Origin of the sequence: Bacteroides timonensis (genome assembly GCF_000513195.1) — a bacterium.
Lineage (GTDB): Bacteria > Bacteroidota > Bacteroidia > Bacteroidales > Bacteroidaceae > Bacteroides > Bacteroides timonensis.
In genome coordinates, this window is sequence record NZ_CBVI010000120.1 from 62,055 (window position 1) to 70,210 (window position 8,156).

Here is an 8,156-nt window from a genome sequence, read left to right on the forward strand (position 1 = left end):
CCCCTCTCCCATTAAAATTCACACTTCAATGAAAAGCCCCAACTGCGTGTTGTTGGCATCCCATACACATCAATACCTTGATTATCATTACCGGTAGATAACACCAGATCAGAATCAAAAGGCGCCTTCTTATAAAAGAAGAACAAATTGCGGGCTATAAAAGAAACCTGCGCTTTCTTCAGAACTTTAGATTTTTCCATCCAGGAAGCAGGTAACTGATAAGACAATGAAAGTTCTCTCAACCGGATGTTGGTCGCATCATACATATAATATTCCGTTGTCCCTGCGCGTCCGCCTACAATCTTATAGAATCCCTTCACGTTCTCTATCCGCTGCCCCTCCAGCATAACATAACCATTATCACGGGCTTTTCCGGTAATTTCCGACACACCGTACAAATCCATATCTGCCTGAGTTTGCGAAAGCACCTTACCACCGTAACGACAATCTACCAGGAAATAGAGAGACAAGTCTTTATAAGAAAGCGTATGATTCCATCCCAGCTGGAACTTCGGATTGGAGTTTCCAACCTTTACCGTATTCCCGTCACCTTCTACTTTTGGCAATCCTGCATTATTCCCTTCCGTCTCATAAACAATATTACCGGAAGCATCTCTGACAAAAGCTTTTCCATAAACATCGCCAATCGATCCACCTTTTATCAGTTTCATGGCATAACTGGAAGAAAAACTGGTGGGACCATAAACAAATTCTTTCAAATCTTCATGCAAAGCAACTATTTTATTCCTGTTAGAAGCAAAATTAAGAGTAGTGCTCCACATAAAATCTTTTGCCATCACAGGAGTAGCGTCCAATGCGATTTCCCATCCCTGATTCTGAATGTTACCGGCATTCACATAGCGGTAAGCATATTTGTCACCCGCCAGAGTAGGCAATTTAAAAAACTGGTTATGAGTATTTGTTCTATAGAAAGTGATGTTAAACCCGATACGGCTGTTCAGAAAACGTCCTTCTGCACCAATTTCCCACGAATAATTCATCTCCGGTTCCATTTCCTTGAAAGGTGCCGCATCATTCGCCAGATATTCACCACCGGCAGTGATATGGGAAGCGGAATTCGTAATATACAAAGGAATATCATTCCCCACCATACTATAAGCAGCACGCACCTTTGCATACGACACCCATTCAGGTAAAGTCAGCAGACGGCTTAGGATCAACGAAGTACCAACTGAAGGATAAAAATATCCCCTGCCTTCGTGCTTGGTATGTGATAAAGTGGAAGACCAGTCATTGCGGGCCGTCAAATCTATATAGGCACTCTCTTTATAACCCACCTGCGCCGTAGCAAACAGCGATTGCAACTGACGGTGTGAATCAATTTTCTGGTCAAGAGCTGCTGAACCGTTCATTACAATATTTGCCAGAGTAAATACATTGGCATAGTACAAAGAAGCTGTTTTGGAATCATAACGGGTAGAATTAGTAGTCTTATCAGTAATACTTCCCCCAAATGCACCATTTACTGAGAAATCGCCCCATTTCTTCTTCACCATAAGCATCAGGTCACCATAAAACTGGAGATCCTGATAATCCATTTCCAAGTAACGTCCGTTAGCACCGGCTAATGCCGGAGCTGTAGAAGCATAAAATTTCTGACGGACTCTATCGTCAATGCAATCCACATTGCCACGGGCCTGTACCGTCAACCAGTCATTTACTTGCAAGTTTGCCGATAAGGAGACAATGGCATGCATACGCACTTCTTTAGTTTGTATGCGGTTCGTTATCCAATACGGATTCTGCTCAAAATCTTCATAGGAAGTATGCCAGTTCTGTATATTCAGATTTCTACTTTCATCGTACACCTCGAAATTATCCCTATAATACGACAAGTCCTCTCCACGGGGAAACCGATAAAGCCCCACCAACGGGTTCATATAAAATCCGCCTACTGTCGGCTTGTTTTTAGAGACTTGTCGCATCAAATTCACATTACCATCCAGTTTCAAACGATTATTGAACATCACAGAAGTTTCCCTGAATGTAATATTATGCTTGGATAAGCGATTTTTATCAATAATCCCTTTACCGGTAGTATTGGCATATGAAAAATAATTCTGCAATTTCTCATTGCCATGGCTTACGGATACGGAAGTAATGGAAGTCACTCCGGTAGAGAAGAAATCATTCAGATTATCGTATTTCGGCAAGTCTTTTCGTTCCCCCCAGCTATCCACCCCATCACTTACTCCATAACGATTTTGCATTTTGGGTAAAGAAGATGCTTTATCGAACATCAGACTGGTAGAAAATGACATGCTCCGTTGTCCTTGTGATTTACCTTTCTTGGTCGTAATCAATATCACACCGTTACCTGCCTGGCTACCATAAAGTGCCGCTGCAGGAGCCCCTTTCAGAATACTTATGCTTTCTATATCTTCCGAGTTTAAGTTTGAGATACCGTCACCGCCATCGCGGTTACCTGCATTAGCAGTTCCGCCAATAGCACTGAAAGCCTGTTCCGAAGTGGAATTTAACATAGGAACACCATCAATTACATAAAGAGGTTGGTTCTCCCCGGCTACCGAACGGATTCCGCGAATATTTACTTTAGCGGAAGCACCCAGTCCCGATGATACCTGATTAACCTGCACACCGGCAGTCTTACCGGTCAATGAAGTTATCAGATTGGGCATTTTAACCCGTGTCAGCTCTTCACTTTTCACCTGACTCATTGCATAGGAAAGAGAGTGCTCCTTCTTTTCGATACCCAATGCAGTCACAACTACTTTATCCAGTTCCACTGCATCTTCCTCTAATACAATATCCAGAAATGTATGTCCTTTTACGCTTATCTCCTGCGTCTTATATCCCATAAAAGAGAATCTCAGCACCGCATCATCAGCAACGGTCAGTGCAAATTTGCCTTCCAAATCCGTCACTCCACCATTCGAAGTACCTTTTTCCAACACTGTAGCTCCCGGTAAAGGCACACCGTCTTCATCTACAACACGCCCCATTATACTTTTCCGGGCGATAAGTACTTCAAGCCGATGGTTCACATCGTCCGTAACAAAAGCGCAACAAGAACTACTATACGAAAAAAAATAACCAAAAACAAAAAAACAGATATAATTATAGATAGTCAATTTCATGATTTACAATAAAGAGATAACAATTTGCAAAAGTAACTAATTTCTCCCTAATAAAAACCTGTTATATAACATATATGAAAACTCTATCAGTGAAAAAAAAGAAATAATATTTGTTTTTAAAGGATTTGTCTGTATATTAGTGGCATGGATACTAACACAGACATATTCAAAATTGAAACGAACCACGTATTACCTTCACGTGGAAAAGTACTGATATCCGAGCCTTTCCTCTATGACGAGATGTTCGGACGTTCTATTATCTTGCTGGTAGACCATACGCTGGATGGTACAATGGGATTGGTATTGAACAAATCTCTCCCGTTATATCTCAATGACGTATTGAAAGACTTCAAAGATGTGGAAAATATACCTATTTATAAAGGCGGTCCGTTATGTACCGATACGTTGTTTTACCTTCATACACTAAAAGGTGTAGAAGATTCTCTGCAAATAGGAAAAGGATTCTATCTGAACGGAGATTTTGATACCATCCGCCGTTATATTTTGGAAGGCAATGACATCACCGGAAAAATACGCTTCTTCTTGGGATATTCAGGCTGGGAACATGACCAGCTATGTCAGGAAATTGAAGAAAACACCTGGCTGATAGGATCGACAAACATCGCTTCCCTTATGGATGAAAAGGGAAGCGCAGAACTTTGGAAAAATGTTTTGGGAGAATTGGGAGGCAAATATCAAACATGGTCACGCTTCCCGCAGATACCCACATTGAATTAATCAACCCGGATGCGCTGCAATAATGCAACATCTTTGAAATAACCTTCTACACACAGCCAATCTTTTAATAACCCACACTGAACAAAGCCGCAAGAGGCGAACAAACGCATGCTTGCCTCATTATCCGTGGCGATATGGACAACCAACTGTTTCATACGCAGAAAGTCGAAAGCATAGTCACAAAGTAGTGTCAATGCATCTTTGGCATAGCCTGCGCCACGAAACTCTTTCCGAATAACGATACCCACTTCTCCGCGTGCATGCATCGGAGAAAAGTCTGTAATATCAATCGTTCCTATCGTAACATGATCTTCAAGGCGCACCACCATCATACGTAGCTGCTTATCGGAAAACATATCGCATTGTGAATTCTCCATATATTGCTTCATCACATAGCGTGAATAGGGTACGGTGAAGTTACTGATATCCCACTGTTGCGGATCGTTTTCCATTTCACAAATCAGTTCCAGATCCTCTGGTTCCATAGCACGAAGGCGAATACGTTCGTTTGCAAAATAAATATGTTTCATGATCAGAGATAACATTTTTCGGAAGTCACCAGTACGCGACTTTCCGGGTTATAAATTCCGAGACGCAATCCCATTTTCCGATGGCGGGACAGCAAGCGGATAATTGTAGAAAAAGAAAAGGCACGGCAATCGTACACCACATGCGTGAAACCTTTCAGCGAGATGAATGGACTGGCATGTCCGTCGGCGACAGATGCTTCGTTTGCCACAACGAAATGATGCTTTCCGATCAGCCCGTTATGTTTGAAAAGTCCACGCAAACTATGAATAGTGGCTTCTTCACCGAAAACAAGAAAACAAGGGAAAGCTTGTCCTTTAAGGAAGGGAACTTTCGCTTTTTTTCCCGGGAAACTGAATATACGTCTCAAGGAAAGCATCAGCAAACGAATATACATCTGTAAATGGATACCGATCCGAACAAGCCAACGCCCCAAGAGCCCATAACGTTCACCATGCTTGCGAAAGAAAATATCCATTGCTCCACAAAATACACGCACATGGTGATAGGTATCTTTCGATGTACTTTCTCCCTTATAATGCAATATAGGATAAGGCAAGTAGTAATTTTCATATCCCGCCTCCTCAATCCGGCAGGACAAATCTATATCTTCACCATACATAAAGAAGTCTTCATCCAGTAATCCGGATTTTTCCAATGCAGAACGACGCAGCAACATGAATGCACCTGCCAATACTTCCACCCGGTGAATGGCATCCGCATCCAAGGCATTACAATAATACCCGCCTAAACCTTTAGAACGGGGGAAAAAATTTCCCAAGCCGGACAGTTTACCAAAAGTGGCTGCCAAAGTAGGATATCCACGCTTTGATTCCCGCAGAAAACGTCCGTCATCCGTCAACATTTTCACACCGACAGCCCCGACGCAAGGATGCGTGTCCATAAACAGAAGCGCTTCTTCCAAAGTCTGCTCCGGCAATACCGTATCAGGATTCAGCAACAGCACGTATTCTCCCTTCGCTTGACGAATGGCCTGGTTATTAGCACGGGCAAAACCAACATTCTCCTTATTATATATATAGGTAATACGCGGGAAGCGTTCGGTAAGGTATGCCTCCGAATCATCGACGGACGCATTATCCACTACAAAAATTTCGGCTGAAAGATTGTCAATAGCCCTGTATAAGGAACAGAGACACTGTTCCAGATAATACTTTACATTGTAATTGACTATAACAACAGAGAATTTCATGCTTCCTCCTCTTTATTGATATGCAATTCTTTACGTAAGCGTCCTTCACCGGGCAAGCAGAACAGCGAAGCCGTAAGAGCAATAAAAGCACAAAGCAAACCTTTATTGCTCAATGTAAGATAATAAACTGCAAGACCTACCCATACCGGCAGCGAAAGCAGAGCTACCCGAACTTTACTCCAGAAAGAATATAAACGTAAAGCTTCAGGCAAACTAACTTTATCAATCTTCCGCGTCAGCACCCAGGCGAAAAGTTTCAGAGAAACCGGCACGCAAGCTGCAACCAGCAAAATAGACAACGTTTCTGCAAAATAAGTCGTACGGACATCATCGGCATATATACCTACCCAATCTCCACCGGTTTCACCTACTATGATCCATATCACCGGCAGCAACCAGAAACTGATAAATATTACTTTTAAACGACTCGCAACGTGTTTTATCTGTTCTTCCATTCTCTTATAAACAATAAACTTAATAACAATAATTTAATTCGTTCCCGTAAAAAGCGTCCGGTTTACAATACTACGCCCCAGAGTGACCTCATCCGCATATTCCAACTCATCGCCCACTGAAATGCCACGGGCAATCACACTTAGCTTCACCCCCATCTTTTCAAGCTTACGATAAATATAGAAGTTAGTTGTGTCACCTTCCATCGTAGTGCTGAGTGCCAGGATCACCTCCTTGATTCCACCGGCAGCCACACGCCGTACAAGACTTTCTATCTGCAAGTCACCCGGACCTACCCCGTCCATTGGTGAAATAACACCACCCAAGACGTGATATAGTCCACGGAATTGCTGCGTCGCTTCCACCGCCATGACATCGCGGATATTCTCTACAACACAAACCGTAGATGCATCCCGCTGCGGATTGGCACAAATACGGCAAGTTTCCGTATCTGAAATATTGTGGCAAACCCTGCAATATTTTACTTCATGCTTCAGTGTAACAATAGCATTACCAAAGGCTTCTACCACTGCCGTATCTTGTCTCAGAAGGTGTAGTACCAGGCGCATAGCCGTCTTCCGCCCCACTCCTGGCAGTTTGGCAAACTCGCTCACCGCCTTCTCCAATAATATCGAGGAAAATTGTCCGTTCATACTAAAAAATCAACTATTGGCGGCAAAGATAATGCAAATTGAGTGCAGAACTTTCATGCAAGCATGAAAAAGTTATGCCCAAATGCAGCTTATCTTCTTAAAAGATAATTAGATTTCCGCATTCCGAACATAGATTTTTGAAATAAGTACTACCTTTGCATACGCAGAAAAAAAGAAAAGAGTAAGAAACTTTCTAAATTTGACATAAAAATGGAGATTACAAGCGCTGAATTCGTCATTAGTAATACAGATGTGAAAAAATGCCCCCCCGGAATATTCCCTGAATACGCCTTTATCGGACGTTCCAACGTTGGAAAATCCAGCCTCATCAATATGCTAACAGGGCGTAAAGGACTTGCCATGACTTCCGCCACTCCGGGAAAGACTATGCTCATCAATCATTTCCTTATTAATAAAAGCTGGTACATCGTCGATCTACCTGGCTATGGTTATGCCAGACGCGGACAAAAAGGAAAATCACAAATACAGCGTATCATCGAAGATTATATTCTGGAACGTGAACAGATGACCAATCTCTTCTTGCTTATCGACTCACGGCTTGAACCACAAGTCATCGATATCGAATTCATGGGATGGCTGGGGGAGCACGGAGTACCTTTCTCCATTGTCTTTACCAAAGGGGATAAGCTGAAAGGCGGCAGGCTGAACACCAATATCCAGCAGTATCTGAAAAAACTAAAAGAGCAATGGGAAGAACTTCCCCCTTATTTTGTGACCTCTTCTGAGAACAGAATGGGCAAAAAAGAGTTATTAGATTATATAGAGAGTATTAATAAAGAATTAAATACCAAATAAAGTAATAGCAAATATGAAAAAGAGTGTATTTTCACTGGCATTTATTGCCACCTTACTTCTTGTGTCGGTCAATAGCCAGGCACAATCGCTAAAAGATTTATTCAACAAAGAAAATGTAGAAAAAGTAGTCAGCGCCGTTACCGGCAAGAATACTGTTGATATGACAGGTACATGGTCGTATACCGGTGCCGCTATCGAATTCGAATCAGACAACCTGTTGATGAAAGCTGGCGGAGCCGTTGCTGCTACCACTGCCGAAGCCAAACTCAATGAGCAACTGAACAAAGTGGGTATCAAACCCGGACAAATGAGTTTTACCTTCAATGCCGACAGCACTTTCAACGCTAAACTGGGAGCCAAAACTCTGAAGGGGACTTATGTGTATGACGCCACCGAAAAGCATGTAACCATGAAGTTCGTCAGACTGATAAACATGAATGCCAAAGTTAACTGTACGTCCGGCAGCATGGACTTACTGTTTGAATCGGATAAACTACTAAAGCTAATCACTTTCCTTTCCAGCAAGAGCAGCAATGCAACGCTGAAAACAATCAGTTCACTGGCAAGTAGCTACGACGGCATGATGTTAGGTTTCTCACTTGAGAAGAAAGAATAAAACGGAATATCAATAAAAAA

General features: G+C 42.4%; 8 protein-coding genes. 3 read left to right on the plus strand and 5 right to left on the minus strand.

The features are described 5' to 3' along the window. Positions 1 to 11: 11 nt before the first annotated feature. Positions 12 to 2,984: a SusC/RagA family TonB-linked outer membrane protein gene (locus tag BN161_RS22175; RefSeq protein WP_244436594.1), complete on the minus strand. Its 2,973-nt coding sequence runs from the start codon at positions 2,982 to 2,984 to the stop codon at positions 12 to 14. A 279-nt stretch (positions 2,985 to 3,263) separates the two neighbouring features. Here BN161_RS22175 and BN161_RS22180 point away from each other — a divergent pair, with 279 nt between their 5' ends. Beyond that, positions 3,264 to 3,857: a YqgE/AlgH family protein gene (locus BN161_RS22180; protein WP_044270325.1), complete on the plus strand. Its 594-nt coding sequence runs from the start codon at positions 3,264 to 3,266 to the stop codon at positions 3,855 to 3,857. Here the strand turns inward: BN161_RS22180 and BN161_RS22185 are convergent. The 4 genes from BN161_RS22185 to recR are packed head-to-tail and all read right to left on the minus strand — an operon-like array spanning position 3,854 to position 6,704. Continuing rightward, a complete protein-coding gene (locus tag BN161_RS22185) occupies positions 3,854 to 4,387 on the minus strand; it encodes a GNAT family N-acetyltransferase (RefSeq protein WP_044270326.1) in 534 nt (177 codons plus the stop codon). The two genes, BN161_RS22180 and BN161_RS22185, sit on opposite strands and share 4 nt — an antisense overlap. 2 nt (positions 4,388 to 4,389) lie before the next feature. Next, the gene (locus BN161_RS22190) at positions 4,390 to 5,598 is read right to left on the minus strand and encodes a glycosyltransferase family 2 protein (protein ID WP_044270328.1); all 1,209 of its coding nucleotides are present in this window, start codon (positions 5,596 to 5,598) and stop codon (positions 4,390 to 4,392) included. Next, positions 5,595 to 6,053, minus strand: coding sequence for a hypothetical protein (locus BN161_RS22195; protein ID WP_007218065.1), 459 nt, complete (start codon positions 6,051 to 6,053; stop codon positions 5,595 to 5,597). Before BN161_RS22195 ends, BN161_RS22190 begins: the two co-directional genes overlap by 4 nt. Positions 6,054 to 6,086: 33 nt before the next feature. Then, a complete protein-coding gene (recR, locus tag BN161_RS22200; protein WP_007213814.1) occupies positions 6,087 to 6,704 on the minus strand; it encodes a recombination mediator RecR in 618 nt (205 codons plus the stop codon). Between the two features lie 210 nt (positions 6,705 to 6,914). Here recR and yihA point away from each other — a divergent pair, with 210 nt between their 5' ends. Beyond that, positions 6,915 to 7,520, plus strand: a complete 606-nt coding sequence (yihA, locus tag BN161_RS22205; protein ID WP_044270330.1) for a ribosome biogenesis GTP-binding protein YihA/YsxC — start codon at positions 6,915 to 6,917, stop codon at positions 7,518 to 7,520. 13 nt (positions 7,521 to 7,533) lie between these two features. Then, positions 7,534 to 8,136, plus strand: coding sequence for a DUF4923 family protein (locus BN161_RS22210; protein ID WP_044270332.1), 603 nt, complete (start codon positions 7,534 to 7,536; stop codon positions 8,134 to 8,136). The last annotated feature ends 20 nt before the right edge of the window (positions 8,137 to 8,156 follow it).

Coding starts and splice junctions, on each gene's coding strand:
- BN161_RS22175 (WP_244436594.1), bottom strand. CDS start 2,984: ATGGGGCGTGTTGTAGATGAAGACGGTGTGCCTTTACCGGGAGCTACA.
- BN161_RS22190 (WP_044270328.1), bottom strand. CDS start 5,598: ATGAAATTCTCTGTTGTTATAGTCAATTACAATGTAAAGTATTATCTG.
- BN161_RS22210 (WP_044270332.1), top strand. CDS start 7,534: ATGAAAAAGAGTGTATTTTCACTGGCATTTATTGCCACCTTACTTCTT.
- recR (WP_007213814.1), bottom strand. CDS start 6,704: ATGAACGGACAATTTTCCTCGATATTATTGGAGAAGGCGGTGAGCGAG.
- yihA (WP_044270330.1), top strand. CDS start 6,915: ATGGAGATTACAAGCGCTGAATTCGTCATTAGTAATACAGATGTGAAA.
- BN161_RS22180 (WP_044270325.1), top strand. CDS start 3,264: ATGGATACTAACACAGACATATTCAAAATTGAAACGAACCACGTATTA.
- BN161_RS22195 (WP_007218065.1), bottom strand. CDS start 6,053: ATGGAAGAACAGATAAAACACGTTGCGAGTCGTTTAAAAGTAATATTT.
- BN161_RS22185 (WP_044270326.1), bottom strand. CDS start 4,387: ATGAAACATATTTATTTTGCAAACGAACGTATTCGCCTTCGTGCTATG.